Raw genomic sequence first — 23,548 nt, 5'->3', positions numbered from 1 at the left:
AATAACAGTTTTAACAAACACTTACATATCAACCAATTACATTCTTAGAACTCAATCTTTAATAAAACTTATTAACATTGAGTCAAAAAGTGGGGAAAAGTGGGAAATTTTGGAAATTATTATATAAATTTGTCCCAAATGAAAAATTTCATTGGAACATATGAGTGTAAAATTGACGACAAAGGCCGCTTAAAAGTTCCTTCCTCTCTGATCAAACAGATGGAGAACTTCGACGATAAGGCGTTTGTAGTCAAAAGATCTGTGTTCCAACCTTGTCTGGAAGTTTACCCGATGAATGCATGGGATAAACTGATGGGCAAAATTAATAAACTGAACAGGTTCATAAAAAAGAATGCTGATTTCATACGAATGTTTACGGCAGGAGTAAAAACAGTAGAATTGGATAACGCAGGAAGATTACAGATTTCCAAAGACTTGATGACTTTTTCAAATCTTCAGAAAGATGTCGTCATTACAAGTGCAGGAGAACTTTTTGAAATTTGGGACAAAGACGCCTACGAAAAAGTAATTTCCACCAATGAAACAGATTTTGCCAGCCTTGCCGAAGATGTGATGGGCTCTTTCGATGAAGAATAGCTGTAGAGGTTATTAAGGATTATATTAAATAAAAAACACAATTAAGCATGTATCATAACCCCGTTTTGTTGAAGCAGAGTGTAGATGATTTGGTGACGAATCCTGACGGAATATATGTAGACTGCACCTTTGGAGGTGGCGGACACTCAAGGGAGATTTTGAGCAGACTTTCCGAAAAAGGAAAACTGTTTAGCTTCGATCAGGATCTGGATGCGCTTAAAAATACAATTGATGATCCCCGATTTACATTGGTTAATCAGAATTTCAGATTCCTTGAAAACTCATTACTGATGTACGGAATTTCTCAGGTAGACGGTGTTCTGGCTGATTTAGGTGTTTCATCACACCAGTTCGATGAAGCAGAGAGAGGTTTCTCCACAAGAAGCAATGCTCCGTTGGACATGAGAATGAATGTAATGCAAAATCTTGATGCCAAAAGAGTGATCAATGAATATGGAGAAGAAGAACTGGCTGATATCTTTTATCACTATGGTGAGCTAAGAGAAGCAAGAAAGCTGGCTAGAGATATTGTTCATCACAGAAAAACAAAAAGCATAGAAACTACTGAGGATCTGAAAAAGCTATTCAGCTATCTTCCTCCTCATAAAGTTAATAAATTCTATGCACAGCTATTTCAGGCAGTAAGAATAGAAGTAAACCAGGAACTTGAAGTATTAAAAGAAATGCTTGTTCAGGCTTACAGTATTTTAAAACCGGAAGGAAGATTAGTAGTGATCTCTTATCATTCTTTAGAAGACCGATTGGTAAAAAGGTTCCTGAAAAACGGAATGTTCGAAGGAGAACCGGAAAGAGATATCTACGGAAATTATAAAAAGGCATTCGAATTGCTAAAGAGTAAAGCCATCATCCCAGATGATAAGGAGATTGAAGAAAACTCAAGAGCAAGAAGTGCAAAAATGAGAACAGGAATAAAAGTTTAATAGTGAATCGTCAATAGTGAATCATTTAGCAAAATAAAATTGACTATTGACACGAAGTAAATTCACTGCGAAGCAAATTGACATAATACATTGGCAAAAAGAACAACAAATCGCCCACAGAAAAGACTCACTTTTATAGATATTATAAAAGGAAACTTTCTGAATCGTGATGAGATCAAAATACATTATAAGTATTTCCTCCTGTTGTTTATCTTGATGATGGCAATGATTTACAGTAATCATCTCGTCAACAAGAAAATTAAAATTGTAAATGCCTTAAAAGAAGAAACGGAAGAATACAAATCGAGAAATGCTTACGCCCAGAGTAAGCTGATCAAGGTAAAAATGGAATCAGAGCTGGGGAAAGAGGTTGCGCGGGACTCTTTAATGACCCTCGAAAACCATCCTCATAAATTGCTAATAAAACTGGACAGTACAGATGCAAAAGCAAAATGAATACGATAACAAACGTAAAAAAACGTTACGATGGGGCTACCTCTTTGCAGTGGTAGCTTTGTGCGTGTTTGTAATGTTCTTGGCAAGAATTATAATTCTTCAGAATACCAATGTTCAGGAAATTAAAGATGATTACATTAATAAAAACTATCGTGAAGCCACTTTAAAAGCTGCCCGCGGTAACTTATTTGCCTCCGATGGATCTATTCTCGCTACAACGGTAATGCGCTATGATATCTATCTTGACTTCAAAACGATGAAAGATACAATCTACAGCAACAATATCGGAGCACTAACCGATTCTCTGAGCAAAATGTTCGGAAAATCAAGAGGAGAGTTCAGACAAAAATTCGACGAGCAAAAGAAAAAGAAAAACCAATACTATACTTTAGTAAAAGGACTTGATTTTGACCAATACGACAGAATCAGAAAGTTCCCGATCTTCAAAAGAGGTAAAAACAAAGGAGGTTTCATTGTAGACAGAAATTACAAAAGAGAACTTGCTACCTCAGAAATTGGAGCCGGAACCATCGGTATAGACAACGGAGAGCTTAGATCCGGGCTTGAAGGAGCATTTTCAAAGTACTTAACAGGTACAGACGGAAAAAGATTAGAGCAAAGAATCAATTCTTCACAATGGAAGCCTATTGACTTCTGGAAAGTTCAGGAACCTGTAGACGGAGAAGATGTTTACACAACCCTGGACCTTAGAATTCAGGACATTGCACACTCTGCACTGGAAAAACAGCTTACACATTACGAAGCGAAACACGGAACCGTAATCGTAATGGAAGTGGAAACAGGAAAAGTACGTGCTCTGGTTAATTTAAGAAGAACAGAATCAGGAGATTATGAAGACTCTTACAACTATGCATTAAAAGATAACATCGAACCGGGATCCACCTTCAAAACCATATCTCTTTTAGCAGCAATGGATGATGGGTTCATCGATGAAAATACAACCGTAAATGTCGGAAACGGAGTCTGGACCTATGCCAAGCAGAGAATTTCTGACGGTCACGGTGGAGGAACTTATGATATCAGTGATGTATTAGCAAAATCCAGTAACGTAGGAACAGCTAAACTTATCACAAAATATTACGCTGAAAAGCCACAGATCTTCCTTGACCATTTGAAACGTTGGAAATTATTCGACAAAATGGACATCGAACTTCCGGGAATCACAAAACCGAAGATCGTAACTCCTGAAAATAAAAGATGGAACGCAGCAACACTCGCTTCTATCTCTTACGGATACTCTTCAAACATTAACCTGTTGCAGCTTGCCACCTTCTACAACGGAGTTGCTAACGGCGGAAAAATGCTTAAGCCATTATTCATTGATAAAATCATGAAAGATGGAAAAGTAATGTATAGCTCAAAACCCGAAGTAATGGTTAATAAAATGGCATCAGAAAAAGCCATTAGAATGATGACCAGCGCTTTAACTAAAGCTGTAGAAAAAGGAACAGGACGAAGCATCTTTACCCCGAACCTTAAAATGGCTGGGAAAACAGGAACAGCAAGATTTGAGTACTGGCTGCCCGGACCGATGAAATATAGAGCTTCATTTGCCGGATTTTACCCCGCAGATGCACCAAAATATACGTGTTATGTAATGGTAAGTGAGCCTAATACTTCTATCGGATTTTATGGTGGACCCGTAGCCGCGCCGGTGTTTAAAGAAATCGCAGGAAAAACATTCCTGAAAACACCACAAAATATTGAAAAAGAAATGCTGGTAGACAAAAAGGTAAACCTGAGCAAAATGGTGGAACCTAATGTAAAAGTAGCAGTCACAGATAAGCAAATGCCAAATGTAGTTGGATTGATTGGTAAAAACGTCATCCCACAATTGGAAAACTTAGGATACCGTGTAGATTATAAAGGAGTTGGAAGAATTAAAGAACAATTTCCTTTAGAAGGTACCACAATCAGTAAGAATCAGAGAATATATTTATCTCTACAAAATTAAAAAAACAGAGTCCCAAAAGGACGATTTAAGCCCAGATAGGATAAAGTCCTATTGATAAAAAATGATAATAACAGAATTAGTAAACAGAATCCCAGTAATAGAAATCCACGGAGATAACAACCGTGAAGTATCAGAACTGGTTTTCGACAGCAGAAAAGTTACAGAAAACTCTCTTTACATCGCAATGAGAGGAACAGTGGTGGATGGACATTCATTCATTGAATCTTCTATTGAAAAAGGAGCAAAAGCAATTGTTTGCGAAGAGCTTCCTGAAACACTGGCAGAAAATGTAACTTATGTAAAAGTAAAAGATTCTGCTAAAGCCTTAGGACACCTTGCTTCCAATTTCTATGGAAACCCTTCTCAGAAACTAAAACTGATCGGCGTTACCGGAACTAACGGAAAAACATCTGTTTCTACCCTACTTTTTGATGTTTTCAGGAACTTAGGATATGATTCTGCATTATTATCAACAGTTGAAATTAGAATTGGGGAAGAAATTATTCCAGCTACTCATACCACTCCGGATGTAATTACCATCAATAAAATCTTAGCTGAAGCCGTGGAGAAAGGATGCGAATTCGCTTTTATGGAAGTAAGCTCCCACGGAATTGCTCAAAACAGAATTGAAGGATTACATTTCAAAGTAGCAGGATTTACCAATCTTACCCATGATCATTTAGATTATCACAAAACATTCGAAGAATACTTAAAAACGAAAAAAAGATTCTTTGATGAACTAGAAGATACAGCCATTGCCATCACCAATGTAGATGACAAAAATGGTAATGTAATGCTTCAGAATACTAAGGCAAAAAAGAAGTCTTATGCTCTGAAAACAATGGCAGACTACCACGGGAAACTTTTAGAAGTTGATTTCAATGGAATGTTGCTGAACTTTAATGGAAAGGAATTCTGGACAACACTAACAGGAAAATTCAATGTTTACAACTTACTGTTGGTTTTCGGGATTGCAGAAGAGCTTGGTTTTGAGCAGGATGAAATTCTTCAGGCAATTAGTAAATTAAAAAGAGTTTCCGGCAGATTTGAAACCTTCAAGTCAGATGGCGGAATCTTCTTTATAGTAGATTATGCACACACTCCGGATGCTTTAGAAAACATTCTGGACAGCATTAACGATATCAGAACGAAAAACGAAAGATTAATCACCGTTTTCGGCTGCGGAGGCGACAGAGATCACTCAAAAAGACCTGAAATGGGAAATATTGCCACCAAAAAATCAACATTGGCAATTATCACTTCAGATAACCCGAGAACAGAAGAACCAGGACAGATTATCAAAGAAATTGAAGCAGGCGTTGAACCACAAAACTTCAGCAAATACACTTCAATTCCTGATAGAAAAGAAGCCATAAAAATGGCAATAAAATTTGCAGAACCTAAGGATATCGTTCTCGTAGCCGGAAAAGGACACGAAACATATCAGGAGATTAATGGTGTGAAACATCATTTTGATGACAAAGAAGTAATTAATGAGCTTTGGAAATTAATGAGCAAGTAAATTGAACGATTAAATTCATTAAAAGAAATTTGAATTTAATAACCAGATAAAAAGAGCGAGTTTTTCAATTAGTAACAATATTGCAGAAGGCTCAGAATATAACAATAACAGACAATTTATTAGATATTTAAAAATTGCAAAAGGCAGCTGTGCTGAAGTAAGAAGCATGCTGATTGTAAGTAAAAGATTAAAATTAGGTGACGAAAATAAAGCAGAAGAAATCATTACTCTCTCAAGAAAAATTTCTTTAAACATATAAAGCTTTATTAAGTATTTAAGTGAAAATATTGAGAAACCCAATCTTTAAATCTTTAAATAAATTAAATTTTTAAATAATAAAAAAACAGAAACATGCTATACTACCTATACGAATATCTAACCGACCATGGAATCCACATCCCCGGATTAGGAATGTTGAAATACATCTCCTTCCGTGCCGGAATGGCTGTGCTGTTCTCCCTGATTATTGCTCTTGTCTACGGAAAAAGAGTAATCAATTACCTGAGAACAAAACAAATGGGTGAATTGGTACGTGATTTAGGGTTAGACGGACAGAAACAAAAAGAAGGAACTCCTACTATGGGAGGGCTTATTATTATTTTGGCAACCATTATTCCGGTATTACTTTTTACAAGAATTACCAATGTATACATTGTGTTGCTGCTCGTTTCAATGTTTTGGATGGGAGCTATAGGGTTTCTGGATGATTATTTAAAGAAAATCAAGAAAAACAAAGACGGCTTAAGCGGGAAATTCAAAATTGTAGGACAAGTTGGATTAGGATTAATTGTAGGAGTTACAATGTATTTCCACCCAGACATTACCGTTAAAAGAAAATATGCCGATGCAAAGGTGGTAAATAGAAACAACGTAGAGCAGAACTTTATGCCTACCGAAAAAATCACCGTTTCTACAGTACCATTCGCAAAGAACAATGAGTTCGATTACAGCGGAATCCTGTTTTGGATGAATGAAAAAGATGCCCACGAATGGGCATGGATTGTCTTTATACCTATTGTGATCTTCATTGTAACAGCTGTCTCAAACGGAGCCAATATTACTGACGGAATTGATGGTCTCGCAGCAGGAACAAGTGCCATTATATTACTTACTCTTGCCCTCTTCGCCTACCTTTCCGGGAACATCATTTTTGCAGATTATCTGAATATCATGTTCCTCCCGAATATGGGTGAAACCACCATTTTTGCCGTCGCGATGGTAGGAGCAGTTATCGGATTTTTCTGGTACAATACCTATCCTGCTCAGGTTTTCATGGGAGACACAGGAAGTTTGATGCTGGGAGGAGTAATCGCCGTTCTAGCTATTATTTTAAGAAAAGAATTATTGATTCCTGTTTTATGCGGAATTTTCCTGATCGAAAACCTTTCTGTAATGCTTCAGGTAATCGTTTTCAAATACAGAAAGAAAAAATATGGGTTAGAATATGCCCAAAACAATAGACTCTTCAAAATGTCACCATTACACCACCATTATCAGAAAGATGGATTTCACGAAAGTAAAATCGTAAACAGAATGATTATCATCGGAGTAATACTGGCAATTGTATGTCTGATCACACTAAAAATGAGATAACCAGTCATTTAAAACATTGAACGATGTAAGCATTTAAAAATTTTTAAATCTTAAAATCTTTCAATCATTAAATTAAAAATAAATATGAAAATAGTTGTTTTAGGAGGAGGAGAAAGCGGATGTGGAGCTGCTTATTTGGCTAAAAAGAAAGGTCTGGAAGTATTTCTTTCAGATAAAGGAGCCATTAAAGATAACTATAAGCAGTTTCTTACCGAAAATCAAATTGAATTTGAAGAAGGAAACCACGATGAAGAAAGGATTTTAAATGCCGATTGGATCGTAAAAAGCCCTGGAATTCCGAAAAAGGCAGAGATTATCCACAAAATTCATGAAAAAGAAATAAGACTTTCTTCTGAAATTGAATTCGCTTCTGAATTTACAGATGCAAAGATCATCGCCATTACAGGAAGCAACGGAAAAACAACCACAACTTCCCTGATCTACTATATCCTAAAAAATGACGGATTAAATGTAGGGCTGGGTGGAAACATAGGATATAGCTTTGCAAAGCAGGTTGCAGATGAAAATCATGAATATTATGTATTGGAAGTAAGCTCTTTCCAACTGGATGATATTCAGAATTTCAGACCATATATTTCTTTATTGTTGAATCTGTCTCAGGATCACCTGGATCAGTACAACTACAACTATGAAGAATATGCTTTGGCAAAATTCAGGATCACTGAAAATCAGGAAAATGATAATTTCTTCATCTACAATAAAGATGACGAAATGAGTAAGAACCTTCTTGAAAAGCTTGAAATAAAAGCTAAGATGATCCCATTTTCTACAAAAGAGAAACTGGAAGAAGGAGGTTTTGTAAATGATGATCAGATTGTGGTTAAATTGAAAGACGATTTCACAATGAAAGTTGAAGAATTGTCTCTGTTAGGAAATCACAACGTAGCCAATAGCTTAGCCGCTTCCATTGCCGGTAAAATATTAAAGATCAACAATGAAAGCATAAGACATTCATTAATGACCTTCCAGGCAGTAGAACACAGATTGGAATTTGTATCTGAAATTGAAGGAGTAAAATACATCAATGACAGTAAAGCAACCAATGTAAATGCCACTTACTACGCATTGGAAAGTATGAAGACGCCAACTGTATGGATTGTTGGAGGACTAGACAAAGGAAATGACTATACCGAAATTGAAGATTTAGTCAAAAAGAAAGTAAAGGCAATTGTTTGCCTTGGAATTGATAACAAGAAGATCATTGATTTCTTTAAGGATAAAAAAGAGTTCATCTATGATACTTCAAGCATGGAAGAAGCCGTGAAAATATCAAAATCACTGGCTAAAAACGGAGACACCGTTCTTCTGTCACCATGTTGTGCAAGCTTTGATTTATTCAAAAGCTATGAAGACAGAGGACGTCAGTTTAAAGAACAAGTATTAAAATAAAGGTAAGTATTAATGTAGTAAGTATCATCAACAATACATTTACATCAATACATGAACACAAATATTATGGACGAGCAGAATACAGAAAGCAGATTTGAATTTCTAAAGGGCGATAAAGTACTTTGGATGGTCATTCTTGTGATCTCCATTTTCTCTATTTTCCCTGTTTACTCTGCTAGTTCAAACCTGGAATATATTGTTAATAACGGAACCACTACAGGTCACGTTATCAAACATATGTTCTTTGTAGTCTTAGGTTTAGTAATTATGAGACTCGTTGGAACTATAAAATATGAATACATCGGAAAACTCAGCAGCATTCTGCTCGGTCTGATGATTGTTCTATTGATCGTTACCATGTTTACCGGACAAACCATTGACGGAGCCAGTGCTTCCCGATGGCTGAAAATTCCGGGAACACCCATCTCGTTCCAGCCTTCATCATTTGCATTCCTGATGCTAATTATCTACCTGTGTAGATATTTAACAAAAAAAATAACTCGAGAAAGGCTTCCCATTGAGAATATCATGTATATTTTCGGTCCTATCCTTCTTGTTTTTGTATTAGTAGCAAAAGATAACGGTTCTACAGCATTAATGATTCTGATGGTTTCCGTGATTGTTCTGGTGATAGGACAGCTTCACTGGAAATATATCGCAGGATTCATTTCCGCATCATTTGTAGCCATTGTATTCTTCTTGTTGATTGCATTGAATACAAACATGATCGGTGGAAACCGTGTTCATACATGGATGAGCCGTATCGAAACCTTTACATCAAGTAAAGCAAAATCAGCAGACACTGATGATGAAAGCGTAAAAGCCAAAAATTATCAGGTAATGCAGGCAAAAGCAGCTATCGTACACGGCGGAATTACCGGAATGGGACCTGGAAAAAGTGCATTAAAGCAAATGCTTCCTCAGTCTGCCTCCGACTTTATCTTCGCAGTTATCGTAGAAGAATACGGAGTAATAGGAGCCGCTTTTCTGGTCAGTCTCTATCTCATTATGATGATACGGATTGTAATGATAGCCAGTAAAATGCCAGCTTTCTTCGGATCGTTGCTCGTGCTCAGTCTCGGGGTAATGATCTTTATACAGCTTTCGGTAAATATAGCCGTTGCAGTCAATCTGATCCCGGTAACAGGGCAACCTCTGCCATTGATCAGTTACGGGGGGACCTCCATGCTGGTAACCTATTTACAGCTAGGAATTATCCTGAATATAAGCTCAAGAATTCAGATTTACGATGAAGAAGGAATGGGCAAAAAGCAAAGCATAGCAGAAATAAACGATATCGCATAAACCAAAGAGTCCCGAAGGGACGATTTAACAAAAAATCGGACGCAGTCCTATTAATTAAAATGAACAAAAAATTAAGAGTAATACTATCAGGCGGAGGAACAGGAGGACATATCTTTCCTGCAATCGCCATCGCAGACGAAATCAAAAAAAGATTTCCTGATACAGAATTTTTGTTCATCGGAGCCAATGGAAAAATGGAAATGGAAAAAGTTCCACAAGCAGGCTATAAAATAGAAGGAATTGATATCGCAGGAATCGACAGAGGAAACCTATTATCCAATTTAGGACTTCCTTTCAAGATTATCAAAAGTTTAAGCAGATCAAAAGCCATTATCAAAGAATTTAAGCCAGACGTTGCTATTGGAACAGGAGGTTTTGCAAGCGGTCCCGCTTTATATGAAGCGACTAAGCAGGGAGTTCCGGTTTTTATTCAGGAACAGAATGCCCACGCAGGAGTTACCAATAAAATTCTGAGTAAAGCAGCTAAAGCTATATTTACAGCATATCCGAAAGTAGCAGGCTTTCCCGCTGAAAAGATCAAATTTCTGGGGAACCCTATTCGTTCGACGATTATTTCAGGAATGCTGGAAACCGCTCAGGCAAAACAAAAAATGGGGCTTAATAAAGACAAGCTTACCATTCTATCAGTAGGAGGATCTTTAGGTTCCAGAACATTAAATAATGCATGGAAAACGCATTTAAAAGAAATTGTAAACAAAGATTATCAGCTGATCTGGCAAACAGGAAAACTTGATTATAAAGATATCATAGAAGAAACAAAAGATATTGACTCAAGAAATATTCAGATCCTTGAATTTATCAAAGACATGGAACTTGCATATTCCGCAGCAGATATCATCGTTTCTAGAGCCGGAGCCATTGCCATTTCAGAGCTGGCAGTAGCACAAAAGCCTGTATTATTGGTTCCCTTCCCTTTTGCAGCGGAAGATCACCAAACTAAAAATGCCATGAATTTAGTTGAAAAGAATGCTGCAAGAATGGTAAAAGACTCTGAAATGCAGGAAAAATTCTGGAATACACTTTCGGAAATCTGCGAAAACAAAAATGTAAGAAAAGAAATGTCCGACAATCTGAAATATTTCGCAAAACCAGATGCAGCAAAAGAGATTGTAGATGAGATATTTAAAGTGATTAATAGATAAAGAAAAATGAATAATTTAGAAACATATCAGAACTTTTACTTCGTTGGAATCGGAGGTATAGGAATGAGTGCATTGGCACGCTATTTCAATGCGTCCGGAAAAAAAGTATTGGGTTACGATAAAACCAATACCAAGCTTACTCAAAATCTGATGAAAGAAGGAATCGATATTGTTTTCGAAGATCTTATTGATGAAAGGATCACCTCCCTTCAAAAAGAAAACACATTAGTAATTTATACCCCGGCAATTAAAACGCTCGGCATCTTAGATTACTTCAATCAAAATCAGTTTGAGGTTTTAAAACGTGCAAAAGTTTTAGGATTAATTACAGAAAATACAGATTGTATCGCTGTAGCAGGAACCCATGGAAAAACTACAACGTCTACTCTGGTTTCACATCTTTGCAAAGAAGCAGATCTACCATTTTCTTGTTTTTTAGGAGGTATTTCTGAAAATTTTAAGTCTAACTTTCTGTACAATGGCTCTACTTACTCGGTGGTAGAAGCAGATGAATATGACAGAAGCTTCCTGAACCTTTCTCCAGATTGGGCAGTAGTAACATCAACAGACGCAGACCACCTGGATATTTACGGTGATAAAAGCCATATTGAAGAAGGTTTCAGACAATTTGCAGCGCTGGTGCCGGAAGACAAACAACTATTTGTAAGGAAAGGAGTAGAAATCGGAAGAGGACATATCACGTATGCTGTAAATGAAAAAGCAGATTATTACTCAGACAACCTGAGAATGGATCATGATAAAATTTATTTTGACTTCCATACTCCTACAGAAACCATAAAAGATTTCGTCTGGGAGATTCCGGGAATACATAATGTAGAAAATGCTACGGTAGCACTGGCTATTTTACACAATTTGGGCGCAGATTTTGATACGCTGAAAAAAGCAATTGCCAATTTTAAAGGAATTAAAAGAAGATATACCAAACATATTTATGAAAACGGTAAGATTTATATAGACGACTATGCTCATCACCCAACAGAAATCAATGCGGTAATGAGCTCTATTAAAACATTTTACCCGGATAAAAAGTTATTGGTTGTTTTCCAGCCACACCTTTTCAGCAGAACAAGAGATTTTGCCGATGGGTTTGCTGAAAGTTTAAGTAATGCTGATGAACTTATCTTATTAGACATCTATCCTGCAAGAGAACTCCAGGAGAACTTTGAAGGAGTTACCTCAAAATGGCTATTGGAAAAAGTAACATTAGATAAAAAACAAGTGTCCGATTTATCCGATGCTTTTGAAAAAATAAAAGAAAAAGATTTTGATATCCTCCTCACCGTAGGAGCCGGAAATATAGATACCCTGTATGACCCGATCTGCGAATGGATAAATAAATTGTAAACAGTAATAATGTATTTACGTATTCATGAATACATTTTACATAAATACATGAATACAAAAAATGTATGAAAAATAAGTACAGAATATTAAAAATTGTTGTCACCGTAATCATCTTGGGATTGTTACTGAGTTTCTCGTTGAAGAGATTCAGCAGCCAGAAGATTACAGATAATAATATTTCTGTAAAGATGAATGAAAAAACTCCGGTTTACTTTGTTGATGAGAAAGACATCAGAAATATTGTAAAAAATGAAAATCCATCAGGAACTGTAGGAGATCTTAATATCCCTGCCTTAGAAAAGAAGATCAATTTACTTCCTGCCGTAGACAGTGCCAATGTCTATTTAAATCTAAACGGGAAATTAAATCTGGATATCAAACAGAGAGTCCCGATTTTTAGGCTTAATAAAGATGGAAAAGACTTTTATGTAGATGAAAAAGGTGTTGAATTCCCGATCTCAAGAACCTATTCTCATCCCTGTATGCTGGTAACAGGAAATGTAAAACCGGATGAATATGAAAAACTGGCAGAATTAGTGGGTAAAATCGACAAAGATGATTTTAGCAAAAAATTCTTCATCGGAATTTCAAAAAACAAAGACAGCTATAATCTTCTGACAAGTGAAGGAAATTACAGAGTAGAAATAGGAGATCTGGATAATATTGACTTTAAGGTAAAGGGATTTAAAACTTTTGTGGAAAAATACCTAGTTTATCAGGACCCGGAAAAATACAGCATGGTATCTGTTAAATATCAGAATCAGATTGTAACAACCTTAAATCCTTATTTTAAAGAGAATGACAGTATCCTGAAAGCTGGTAAGTTAGAATTGGCAAAAGCTCCTGCATTAGCAGCTACTGCAAAAAAAGCAGAAGTAAAACCAAAAACAACAGAAGTAAAAAAAACAAACTCAGCATCCGTAAAACCGAAAGAGAGTACAAAACCAAAAACACAACAAAAGGAAGCTAAAAAACCGGAAAAAAAATCAACGGTCCCGGCACAGTCTAAACCTAAGCCGAAACCCAAGGTAAAAATAGAGTAAAAGACAAGAAAAAAGGACAAATTAACACAAAACCAGGAGATTATCCTGATTGTAGAAAAAGTAGAAAAAAATCAAATCGATATAAAAATGGAAAATCAAGAGTATTCAGTAGGTCTGGACATCGGGACAACAAAGATAGTCGCGATTGTCGGAAGAAGGAATGCACACGGGAAAATAGAAGTTCTCGGTGTAGGAAAAGCTAAAAGTCTTGGTGTTCATAAAGGTATTGTGAATAATATTTCACAAACAATTAATTCAATCAAGGCTGCAGTATCCGAAGCACAATCCAGTGCTGGGGTTCCTATCCGTAAAGTAACGGTAGGTATTGCAGGAAAACACATCCGTTCTCTGCAGCACTCCGATTATATTATGCGTGAACATCCGGATAAATTCATCACAGATGATGACATTGAAGCATTAAAAGATCAGGTCAAGAAGCTTGTTATGCTTCCTGGAGAAGAAATTATCCATGTACTTCCACAAGAATATAAAGTAGATTCCGAAGGGGAAATTCAAGAACCCGTAGGAATGCACGGTAAGCGTTTAGAAGCTAATTTCCACGTGGTAGTGGGGCAGATGGGAAGCATCCGAAACATCGCAAGATGTGTACGTGAAGCCGGATTAGAAATGGAAGCCCTTACATTGGAACCATTAGCCTCTTCAGAAGCCGTACTTACCAAAGAAGAAAAAGAAGCCGGAGTAGCAATCGTTGATATTGGTGGGGGAACCACAGATATTGCTATATTTAAAGATAATATCATCCGTCATACCTGCGTAATCCCTTACGGAGGCGGAATTATTACCGAAGATATTAAAGAAGGATGCTCTATTATAGAAAAACATGCAGAACAATTGAAAGTAAAATTCGGTTCGGCTGTTCCAGAATTGGAAAAAGACAGTACTTTTGTAACAATTCCTGGGCTGCATGGGCGACCAGATAAAGAAATCTCCTTAAAAACCCTTGCTCAGATCATTAATGCAAGAGTAGAAGAAATCTTGGAAATGGTAAACACAGAACTGAAGGCATACGGAGCTTTTGAACAAAAGAAAAAACTTATTGCCGGAATTGTTTTGACCGGTGGTGGTTCAAACTTAAAGCACCTTCGTCAGCTTGCCAATTATACAACAGGTTTTGATAGTAGAATCGGTTTTGCAAACGAATACATTGCCAACGATAAAAATCAGTATCTGAAAGGTCCTGAATTTGCTACATCTATTGGGTTGCTGATGGAAAGTTTAAAGATCAGAGACAAAAAACAGACTGTAGATGACATCGAAGAAGTTGTAAAAGAGCAAACTAAGCCCGAAGCAGCTCCTGTACAGGCAGAAACTATTCAGCCGGTTCAGCAGACAGTTCCCGTTCAGGAACAACCTGCTGCAGATGAAAAGCAGCAAATTAGAAAAGCGAAATTGACCTTTGGACAGTCGCTTATGGAAAAAGTAAAAAAATTCTTTGAAGAAGTAGAGTAAATTATAAATGATGAATGATAAGCGATAAACGATCTTTTCCTTATCAATTATCAGTAATCAATTATCATTATTAAAAGTATAGTTATGGAAAATATAGGTACACAAGGATTTTCATTTGACCTACCAAAAGGAAATTCATCCATCATAAAAGTAATCGGTGTAGGAGGCGGAGGAAACAACGCGCTAAAACACATGTACGAAAAAGGGATCCACGGGGTTGACTTCGTTATCTGTAATACGGATGCTCAGACTCTGGATAATAACCCTGTTGCCAATAAAGTTCAGTTGGGAACTTCCATTACGGAAGGGCTTGGTGCTGGAGCTGATCCTGAAGTAGGAGAAAAATCCGCAATTGAAAGTATTGAAGATATCAAAGCCGCTATGGGACAGAACACGAAAATGGTGTTCATCACTGCCGGAATGGGTGGTGGTACAGGTACCGGAGCAGCTCCCGTTATTGCTAAAGTAGCAAAAGACATGGGAATCTTAACAGTAGGTATCGTTACCGTACCTTTCAGCTTTGAAGGAAAAAGAAGATTAGAACAAGCCGAAAACGGACTTGATAAATTAAAAAATAATGTTGACTCATTAATTGTTATTAATAATGACAAACTGAGACAGCAATTCGGGAACCTTGGATTCAAACAGGGATTCTCTAAAGCAGATGAAGTATTAGCGAATGCTGCTAAAGGAATGGCAGAAGTAATTACAGGTTACTTTGATGTAAACATTGACTTTAGAGATGCTAAATCTGTACTTCAGAATTCCGGTACTGCCCTAATGTCTACAGGTACTGCTTCTGGCGAAAATAAAGCTGAAGAAGCCGTAAGAAAAGCATTAGACTCCCCGCTATTGAATGACAACAAAATTACAGGTGCTAAAAATGTACTATTGTTGATCAGAAGTGGTGCGGAAGAAGTTACCATGGATGAAATCGGTATCATTATGGACCACATCCAGAAAGAAGCCGGAAATACAGCTGATATCATTTTTGGGGTGGGTGCTGATGAAGAATTAGGAGATGCAGTAAGCGTACTTGTTATTGCTACAGGATTCTCTAATGACAATAAGAAATTTGCAGGTCCTACAGAGAAAATCAGAATCAGTCTTAATGACAATTTAGAGACCCCAAAATCCTCTCCTTTTAAAACAAGAGAAGAGAGAGAGTCTGCTCCTGAAATAACTCATGATTTCGGTGGAAAAAGCCTTTTCAGACTGGATGACGAAGACCACGACACTCCGTTCAATGTAGCTTCTACTGAAAAAAAGATGATTATTGAGGAAGAAGAAATCAAGACCGAGATAAAATTCTTTGATAAAGAACAAAATACAGTTAATACTCCTGAACAAGGGTGGAGAAATCAGGATGAGCAGGAAGAATACAGCCTTTCTATTGAAGGAGAGGACGAAGATCCAAACGATTTGGAAATTCAGTCTTTTTCATTTGATTTCGACAATAAAAAAGAAGATCCTCAGTCTGGAAATGTATTCAACAACAATTCTTCACAGGAGAAACCGGTTGAATTCAACTTCTTCGTTAATGAACCTATCAGAAACGAACCTAAAACAGATTACGGACAGCCTAAAGCAGAATTTAATGCTCCAACAAGTGCTGTAGCAGAACCTGAACAAAAAATTGAAACTTTCTACCAAAAACAGGAAGAAGTAAAGCCTGCTTATGAAAGCAGAACTGAAATTGAAACTCCAAAAACTGAAGAATCCGGTTTTACCTTTGTGAATAAAACCATCGATCAGGAAAGAGTAATTGAAAGAAGAAACAAATTAAAAGAATTCAACTCACGCTATCAAAGCTTTGACAGCACAAGCGAATTTGAATCTATTCCTGCTTTCAAAAGAAAAAATATCTCGATTGACGGAACCAATGCATCAGATCAGAATATTAACACCTATCTGTCTGACAACAATGGCTCTATGCAGATCAGAGAAAACAGATTTTTGAATAAAGACGTAGACTAATTAATATAACAATGTAAAAATGTACCAATGTAACAACATGTACTAATAATCATTGGTAAACTGTTACATTGATACATTGTTAAATTTAAAACTATGAGTTTAGAAAATACAATAAGTGAAGCTATAAAAACAGCTATGAGAGAAAAGGACAGAGTTGCCTTGGATTCTCTACGTGCTGTAAAATCTCAGATTCTTCTTTTAAAAACAGAAGCTAGAGGAGCAGAAGTTTCCGAAGAACAGGAGATTGCTATTCTTCAAAGAATGATCAAGCAACGTAAAGATTCTTTTGAGCAGTTTGCAGCTCAGGGAAGACAAGACCTTGCAGATGTAGAAGAAGCTCAGATGAAAGTCATTGAGCAGTTTTTACCTAAGCAGCTTTCTGCTGACGAATTGGAAACCGAAATTAAAAATATTATTTCAGAAACTGGAGCTGAATCTATTAAGGATTTAGGAAAGGTAATGGGAGCTGCTTCAAAAGCATTAGCCGGAAAATCTGACGGAAAAAGTATTTCCGAGATGGCTAAAAAACTCCTTTCATAATGTGATACGGATGTAGAGTTCAGGTGGATTACTGATCTCGAATGCGTATCTCATTCCATAACTAAGGATATACAACCTTTGCATATCGATTTGATTAAAGAAGCCCGGGACTTTGAGTCTCGGGCTTCATTTTTTCGTTGGGTTTAAGTTTTTGATTCAGATTTTGAATTAAAAACTAAAGAAAGAGTCTAACTACTACCATATTTCAGACAGTATTTAAGTGGTTGATTGCTTGAGGGAAAGCCGTAAATGTTTTTTTCATGGTCGTCTGTTTTTCAGAATCATTTCAAATTTAATAATTATATTTTATTATTCCTAATCTTAATTCACTTTTTTATGAATATTGTTATATTATTAATATTCAATTAATTTTATATTGACTAACGTATTGATAGTTATTATGTATTGAACAAACGTAAAGAAATGTTTAACTTTGTACTGATAAAAAAACAAAATATATGTATCCAACAGATTTAGTAATGCCTATGAAGGCTGAACTTACAGATAAAGGTTTTCAGGATTTAACAACTCCATCTCAGGTAGAAGATGCTTTAAAGCAGTCAGGAACTACATTATTAGTAATCAACTCCGTGTGTGGATGTGCTGCTGGTGCTGCAAGACCCGGAGTAGTATACTCTTTAACAGGAGATAAAAAACCTGATCATTTAACAACTGTATTTGCAGGTTTTGATACGGAAGCTGTAGTAGAAGCAAGAAAACACCTTGCTCCATTCCCTCCAAGCTCACCATGTGTGGCACTTTTCAAAGATGGAGAATTAGTTCACATGCTGGAAAGACATCACATTGAAGGAAATCCTGCAGGAGCTATTGCGGCAAATCTTCAGGCTGCTTATGACGAGTATTGCTAACAAATAATACACTCAATCATAAACCGTTACAAATTTTGTAACGGTTTTTTTATTTATCCCGATAAAAAATTTCCTAAACATTCAAATATCATTATATTTGTTGGAATGGCAACAAAAGCACTTTTCAATACTGTGGTCAACTGGTTCATCCGTCAGAGGATAGATCAGATTCAAAATTTCATGGATCATCCCATTGAAACACAGAAAGGTATATTGTTTTCTCAACTGTTTCATGCAGAAGATACGGAATATGGTAAACTTCATGGCTTCAATTCTATTTCCAGTTACCAGGACTTTAAAAATAAGGTTCCTATTGTAACGTATGAGGATTTTGAACCTTTTATTGAAAAAGCAAGACAGGGGCATAAGGATGTAAGCTGGCCCGGGCTTATTAAGCATTTTGCAAAGTCCTCCGGAACAACGAATGCCAAGAGCAAATTCATCCCGATTTCAACAGAAAGTCTTGAATATTGTCATATGAAGGCTGGAAAAGATATGGTGTCTATTTACGCCAATAATCATCCGGAAAACCAACTTTTTAATTACAAAAATCTACGTTTAGGCGGAAGTTCCGAACTCTATGCTGATTTTAACACAAAATTTGGTGATTTATCAGCTATTCTCATCGATAATCTTCCGTTTTGGGTTGAAATAACAACAACTCCGAGCAAGAAAGTTTCTTTGATGGGCGAATGGGAAAGTAAACTTAGAGCTATTACTTCTGAAGTAAAAAATGAAGATGTAGGAAGTATCCTTGGGGTACCTAGCTGGATGATGGTTTTACTTCAAAGAGTCTTAAAGGAAACCAATATAGGCAGTATTTCCGAGCTATGGCCTAATTTAGAGGTCTTTTTTCACGGTGGAATCAGTTTTAAGCCCTATAGAGAGCAATACAAGCAGATCATCGGAAAAAACATCAATTACTACGAAATTTACAACGCATCTGAAGGTTTTTTCGGAATTCAGGACAGATCGAACAGTGATGAAATGCTTCTCATGCTTGATTATGGTATTTTCTATGAATTCATTCCAATGGATCAGTTCCATTTTTCAAATCCGAAAGTAGTAAGCCTTGAAGATGTCGAAATAGGTAAGAACTACGCAATGGTAATTACAACCAATGGAGGACTTTGGAGATATCTTATTGGAGATACAGTTGTATTTACATCAACCAACCCTTTCAGAATAAAGATAACAGGCAGAACAAAGCACTATATCAATGCTTTTGGGGAAGAATTAATGATCACCAATGTAGAATCTGCTCTTTCAAAAGCTTGTGAGGTAACGGGAGCACAAATTACAGATTTTACAGGAGCTCCGGTCTTTATGAAAGAAAATGAAGGCGGTGCCCATGAGTGGATTTTTGAATTCAGCCAGTATCCCGATAATCTTGATCATTTTATTGATGCATTTGATCAACACCTGAAAAAAATAAATTCAGATTACGAAGCAAAAAGATATAATAATATGACCCTGAGAAGACCAATTGTCCATATTGCAAAAGACAATCTTTTCTATCACTGGTTAGAATCCAAAGGTAAGCTTGGTGGTCAGAATAAGGTTCCCAGATTAAGTAATGACAGGGAATATATAGACCCGTTATTGGAAATGAACAAAGTTATGATGGAGAAAACTTAATCTATGTTTTTGAGCTCATCATTAAAAATAAAAACCGCAATCTCAATTGCGGTTTTCTTTATTATTTACTTAAATCTTCTTTTAGTTTCTTAGCAGCGTCTTCTACTTTTGCTGCTCCTTTTCTTGCTGCTTCTTTGGCATCCTTTCCAGCCTCCTGAGCTCCGGTTTTAATATCTTTTCCTACTTTGTCTGCCTCAGTTTTAATATCCTTCCCTGCTTTATTAAGATCTTGTTTTGTCTTATCTGCAGTGGCATCAATCTTATCTTTAGCTTTTTGAGCGGCATTATCAATCTTTTCTCCGGCTTGATCTAGCTTTTTGTCAACATTTTCTTTTGCCTGATTCACCTTTGCGGTGTCAACTCCTGGTGTTTCTGTAACAGTGGTTGTAGTGGTTGTAACTGATCCGTCCGGATTTTCTACCTGTTCTGACTTTGTTGTAGATTTTGTACAGGCAACAGTGAATACTGAAATCACTAATGCTGTAAGAATTTGCTTTTTCATATTGTATATTTTTAAAATGATGATTTCTTATTCTGCTTTCACTTCAGTGGCAGATGAAGATAGTGAAGCTTTAGACTTTTTTTCAGCATCTGCTTTTTTCTTTTCTTCGTCGGCTTTAAGTTTATTTTCTTTTTCAAGCTCTGCCTTTAATTTTTTCTCTTCTTCCAAAGCCTTTTGAACCTGTTTTATAGAGTCACGATACTGAGGAGAAGACATTCTTATTTTACGGGCAATATCCACGGTAACAGCTCCTGTTGAAAAAGAATCAATAGCAGTTGTATCATATTGTACCTTTACTTCCTGTTCAGCACCAAATCCGGGAGTTTCTTTCTTGGAACAGGCTGTAAATAAAATGGTAACAATAAAAATCGCAGACAGTAAATTTTTCATGGAACTAATTTAGTAGAAATTCTGCAATTACAGGATAATGATCTGATAATTTCACAGACTGATCTACTTTATAGCTTAGTGGAATAATTGATTTTGAACTGAAAATATAATCAAGTCTTAAAGGTATTTTATAATCATGAAAACTGCTGGCACTTCCCTTTCCTGTCTTCACAAAAGCGTCCTGAAGGTCTTTTCCAAGGTTGTAGTATTCATACGAATTCGGAACAGAATTAAAATCTCCGGCAACAATTACGGGATATGGTGAAGAGTCAATCGTTCTTCTGATTTTTTTAATCTGATCTTCATGAGCCTGAAACGTAGGAATCATATGAGAAAGAAGTGTTGAAACATTTCCAAATCCAAAAGCATCCAACTTTGTAAACATTGTTTTATGAAGCCTGAAAGGTTCAAGATAAACATTTACAATTCTGATGATTTTACCATTAATATTAACATCTGCATAGAAAGAATTTCCTCTAGAGTTATCTTCAATGATCTCAGCTTGTCTAATGATCTTATGTTTTGTTTTAAGGATTACTGAAGGGTACTTTACTAGATCTTGTCTTACAGCGCGGTTGGTATCTTTTTCCTGAACTAAAATGATATCCGGATCCTGTGATTTGATATAGTCTTTCACTTTATCCCATCCATATTCACCGTATTTAACATTGAAGGTTAAGACTTTGATATCACGTACTGTTTTTAAATTATCTACTTTAGGTGAGTAATTAACCCATCTTCTTATGGGATTGAAAAAAAGTAAAGTTCCAAAAGCAAAAGCAATGGCAATTTTTTGTTTTTTGAAAGCCCAAACCATTGTAAGAAGAAGGTGTGCCAATATCATATATGGAAAACCTAGAGAAAGAAGATTAAGGTTTCCTAAAAGATTAGGCGGAACCCATGCATTTCCCAGCGTGCATAACAGCAAAACGACAACGGCAATATGTATAAATAGTAATATCTGATTCGACTTCATGTAAAAAAACGGTCTTGGTACTCAGTTTTGCAAGCAAAAATCTGACCAAGCAACGAAATTTTAACTATTTTTATGATTATTTTTCACTTAATGACACCTCAGAAATTACAGGATAATGATCTGAAATACTGACAGAACGGTCAACAACGTAGGAAATAGGCATTAAAGATTTTGATAAAAAAACATAATCGATCCTAATTGGAAATTTATAATCATGAAAACTTGTTGCGCTTCCTTTTCCTGTAAGTAAAAATGCATCGTTCAAATTTTCAGAAACATGGTAATATTCATAAGAATTCGGAACAGAATTGAAATCTCCGGCAACAATAACGGGATATGGTGAAGTATCAATAGCATGACGAATTTGTTTTACCTGCCCCTGATGTTTCTTAAAAGTTGGAATTAATTTTTTTACAATACCTTTTAATTTTTGTTCATCTTCATCAGTATTCCCATTGAGCTTTATCATCTTTTTTTCAAACTGAAACGGGTAAAGATATACATCAATAAATCTATAAGTTTTTCCTTTTATCTCAATATCTGCCTGTACCCCTGCAGGTAAATCAACACTTTCATCTTCAGAATAAATTATTTTTTCATTAGACAATTTATGTTTTGATAATATTGTTAAAAGTCCGTTTGAAGTTGTTCTGTTATAGTTTTTTAATGTAGGATATTCCATACCATGATCTTCCTGAATAAGAATGACATCAGCATTCTGAGCCTTTAAATAATTAAAGACCGCTTCTTTTCCCATTGCTCCTGCTTTAATATTAAATGATAAAATTTTTACAGAAGTAAGATCTTGTTTTTTTTCTGAAGAAAAATTAATCCACCTTTTTACCGGATTAATAAATATTAATGCAGCAAACATAAATACAAATGCCCGTTTTTTCCAGCTGAATATCCAGAAAAAAATAAGAACAATATAAAGAGACATTAGAATAGGAAAACCTAGTGAAATCAGGTTAAACCACGGAAATATCTTAGGCGGGATATAAGCATTTAGCAATGATCCCAGCAATAGAAACAGAATTCCTAAATGCAGGACCAGGATGATGAGTCGGAAAATTTTCACAAAAATTTATTAATTGAATCTATACAAATGTTTTTTCCAAATTCGTGCCAATATCCATCCTACTAAAGCTCCTCCAACGTGCGCAAGGTGAGCAATTCCTCCTCCGTTACCAGAAATCCCAAGATAAACAGAAACAACGATAACGATAGGTAATAGGTACTTTACTTTAATAGGAACAGGAATAAACATAATTCCAATTTTTGAATCCGGATATAATGTTGCAAAGGCAGCAACTACACCGAAAATTGCTCCGGAAGCACCTACCATAGGTGTTGCAACAATACCTTTCAAGCTTTCTAATAATTCTTTCTGCTTAAGAACAGCATCTGCATTTCCTGCAAATTCAACACTGGCACCGGAAAGATAAGCTCCAACATTAAATCCTAATTGTTGTAATTCACTTGAAAGTTGCTGAGCTTCAACGAAATTCCACAAATTGAATAAAAAGAAAGCACCTAAACCACTTAAGAAATAAAGAATTAAATATTTCTTTTCTCCTAAAACCTGTTCCAAAATAGGACCGAAGCTAAAGAGCGTCATCATATTAAACAAAATATGCATAATACTTCCATGCATAAACATATGGGTAATAATCTGCCAGGAATGAAAAAATGGTGAGAATGGGTAGAAACCGGCAAGGTATCCAATCACCTGATTCCCCATTAAAGATGTAACAATAAATACGATAACATTAATAATGATAATATTCCTTGTAATTGGCGGTATATTGTTAAACAT

General features: G+C 36.0%; 22 protein-coding genes. 17 read left to right on the top strand and 5 right to left on the bottom strand.

Going from position 1 to position 23,548, the window contains the following annotated elements:
- Window positions 1-138: 138 nt before the first annotated feature.
- The 17 genes from mraZ (at window position 139) to AC5YGG_RS02975 (ending at window position 19,864) form a co-directional block, all read left to right on the top strand.
- Window positions 139-597, top strand: a complete 459-nt coding sequence (gene mraZ / locus AC5YGG_RS03055; protein ID WP_496142952.1) for a division/cell wall cluster transcriptional repressor MraZ — start codon at window positions 139-141, stop codon at window positions 595-597.
- A 47-nt stretch (window positions 598-644) separates the two neighbouring features.
- A complete protein-coding gene (gene rsmH / locus AC5YGG_RS03050) occupies window positions 645-1,538 on the top strand; it encodes a 16S rRNA (cytosine(1402)-N(4))-methyltransferase RsmH (protein WP_496142951.1) in 894 nt (297 codons plus the stop codon).
- 90 nt (window positions 1,539-1,628) lie between these two features.
- Window positions 1,629-1,994, top strand: coding sequence for an FtsL-like putative cell division protein (locus AC5YGG_RS03045; protein WP_027372881.1), 366 nt, complete (start codon window positions 1,629-1,631; stop codon window positions 1,992-1,994).
- The gene (locus tag AC5YGG_RS03040; protein ID WP_496142949.1) at window positions 1,978-3,969 is read left to right on the top strand and encodes a penicillin-binding transpeptidase domain-containing protein; all 1,992 of its coding nucleotides are present in this window, start codon (window positions 1,978-1,980) and stop codon (window positions 3,967-3,969) included. The genes AC5YGG_RS03045 and AC5YGG_RS03040 overlap by 17 nt, the downstream gene beginning before the upstream one ends.
- A gap of 61 nt (window positions 3,970-4,030) precedes the next feature.
- Window positions 4,031-5,491 (top strand): UDP-N-acetylmuramoyl-L-alanyl-D-glutamate--2,6-diaminopimelate ligase, encoded by a 1,461-nt coding sequence (locus AC5YGG_RS03035; RefSeq protein WP_496142948.1) that lies wholly within the window; start codon window positions 4,031-4,033, stop codon window positions 5,489-5,491.
- 46 nt (window positions 5,492-5,537) lie between these two features.
- Window positions 5,538-5,750, top strand: coding sequence for a four helix bundle protein (locus tag AC5YGG_RS03030; RefSeq protein ID WP_496142984.1), 213 nt, complete (start codon window positions 5,538-5,540; stop codon window positions 5,748-5,750).
- Window positions 5,751-5,842: 92 nt separating this feature from the next.
- Window positions 5,843-7,084 (top strand): phospho-N-acetylmuramoyl-pentapeptide-transferase, encoded by a 1,242-nt coding sequence (gene mraY / locus AC5YGG_RS03025; protein ID WP_065395458.1) that lies wholly within the window; start codon window positions 5,843-5,845, stop codon window positions 7,082-7,084.
- Window positions 7,085-7,168: 84 nt separating this feature from the next.
- A complete protein-coding gene (gene murD / locus AC5YGG_RS03020) occupies window positions 7,169-8,494 on the top strand; it encodes a UDP-N-acetylmuramoyl-L-alanine--D-glutamate ligase (protein WP_496142947.1) in 1,326 nt (441 codons plus the stop codon).
- A 51-nt stretch (window positions 8,495-8,545) separates the two neighbouring features.
- Window positions 8,546-9,799 carry an FtsW/RodA/SpoVE family cell cycle protein gene (locus tag AC5YGG_RS03015; protein WP_496142946.1) on the top strand — a complete coding sequence of 418 codons (1,254 nt, stop codon included), beginning with the start codon at window positions 8,546-8,548 and terminating at the stop codon, window positions 9,797-9,799.
- Between the two features lie 59 nt (window positions 9,800-9,858).
- The gene (murG, locus tag AC5YGG_RS03010) at window positions 9,859-10,962 is read left to right on the top strand and encodes an undecaprenyldiphospho-muramoylpentapeptide beta-N-acetylglucosaminyltransferase (RefSeq protein WP_496142945.1); all 1,104 of its coding nucleotides are present in this window, start codon (window positions 9,859-9,861) and stop codon (window positions 10,960-10,962) included.
- 6 nt (window positions 10,963-10,968) lie between these two features.
- Window positions 10,969-12,327: a UDP-N-acetylmuramate--L-alanine ligase gene (murC, locus tag AC5YGG_RS03005; protein WP_496142944.1), complete on the top strand. Its 1,359-nt coding sequence runs from the start codon at window positions 10,969-10,971 to the stop codon at window positions 12,325-12,327.
- Between the two features lie 65 nt (window positions 12,328-12,392).
- Window positions 12,393-13,370 carry a cell division protein FtsQ/DivIB gene (locus tag AC5YGG_RS03000; RefSeq protein WP_496142943.1) on the top strand — a complete coding sequence of 326 codons (978 nt, stop codon included), beginning with the start codon at window positions 12,393-12,395 and terminating at the stop codon, window positions 13,368-13,370.
- Between the two features lie 87 nt (window positions 13,371-13,457).
- The gene (gene ftsA / locus AC5YGG_RS02995; RefSeq protein ID WP_496142941.1) at window positions 13,458-14,840 is read left to right on the top strand and encodes a cell division protein FtsA; all 1,383 of its coding nucleotides are present in this window, start codon (window positions 13,458-13,460) and stop codon (window positions 14,838-14,840) included.
- Between the two features lie 84 nt (window positions 14,841-14,924).
- Window positions 14,925-16,817: a cell division protein FtsZ gene (gene ftsZ, locus AC5YGG_RS02990; protein WP_496142939.1), complete on the top strand. Its 1,893-nt coding sequence runs from the start codon at window positions 14,925-14,927 to the stop codon at window positions 16,815-16,817.
- Window positions 16,818-16,910: 93 nt separating this feature from the next.
- Window positions 16,911-17,357, top strand: coding sequence for a GatB/YqeY domain-containing protein (locus tag AC5YGG_RS02985; protein WP_496142937.1), 447 nt, complete (start codon window positions 16,911-16,913; stop codon window positions 17,355-17,357).
- Window positions 17,358-17,815: 458 nt separating this feature from the next.
- Window positions 17,816-18,226, top strand: a complete 411-nt coding sequence (locus AC5YGG_RS02980) for a BrxA/BrxB family bacilliredoxin (protein WP_496142936.1) — start codon at window positions 17,816-17,818, stop codon at window positions 18,224-18,226.
- Between the two features lie 105 nt (window positions 18,227-18,331).
- Window positions 18,332-19,864: a GH3 auxin-responsive promoter family protein gene (locus tag AC5YGG_RS02975; protein ID WP_496142935.1), complete on the top strand. Its 1,533-nt coding sequence runs from the start codon at window positions 18,332-18,334 to the stop codon at window positions 19,862-19,864.
- A gap of 61 nt (window positions 19,865-19,925) precedes the next feature.
- Here AC5YGG_RS02975 and AC5YGG_RS02970 read toward each other — a convergent pair whose 3' ends face one another.
- From AC5YGG_RS02970 to AC5YGG_RS02950, 5 genes are all read right to left on the bottom strand, one after another.
- Entirely contained in the window at window positions 19,926-20,366 is a 441-nt protein-coding gene (locus AC5YGG_RS02970) for a hypothetical protein (protein ID WP_496142933.1), read from the bottom strand.
- Window positions 20,367-20,393: 27 nt separating this feature from the next.
- Window positions 20,394-20,756, bottom strand: coding sequence for a hypothetical protein (locus tag AC5YGG_RS02965; RefSeq protein WP_496142931.1), 363 nt, complete (start codon window positions 20,754-20,756; stop codon window positions 20,394-20,396).
- 4 nt (window positions 20,757-20,760) lie between these two features.
- Window positions 20,761-21,732 (bottom strand): endonuclease/exonuclease/phosphatase family protein, encoded by a 972-nt coding sequence (locus AC5YGG_RS02960; RefSeq protein ID WP_496142929.1) that lies wholly within the window; start codon window positions 21,730-21,732, stop codon window positions 20,761-20,763.
- 76 nt (window positions 21,733-21,808) lie between these two features.
- Window positions 21,809-22,810, bottom strand: a complete 1,002-nt coding sequence (locus AC5YGG_RS02955) for an endonuclease/exonuclease/phosphatase family protein (protein ID WP_496142928.1) — start codon at window positions 22,808-22,810, stop codon at window positions 21,809-21,811.
- A 9-nt stretch (window positions 22,811-22,819) separates the two neighbouring features.
- Entirely contained in the window at window positions 22,820-23,548 is a 729-nt protein-coding gene (locus AC5YGG_RS02950; RefSeq protein ID WP_065395472.1) for a rhomboid family intramembrane serine protease, read from the bottom strand.

This window comes from Chryseobacterium sp. CS2K3 (assembly GCF_059515185.1).
The sequence above is the reverse complement of the archived record's forward strand: the minus strand, read 5'-3'. Positions and strand labels throughout refer to the sequence as shown.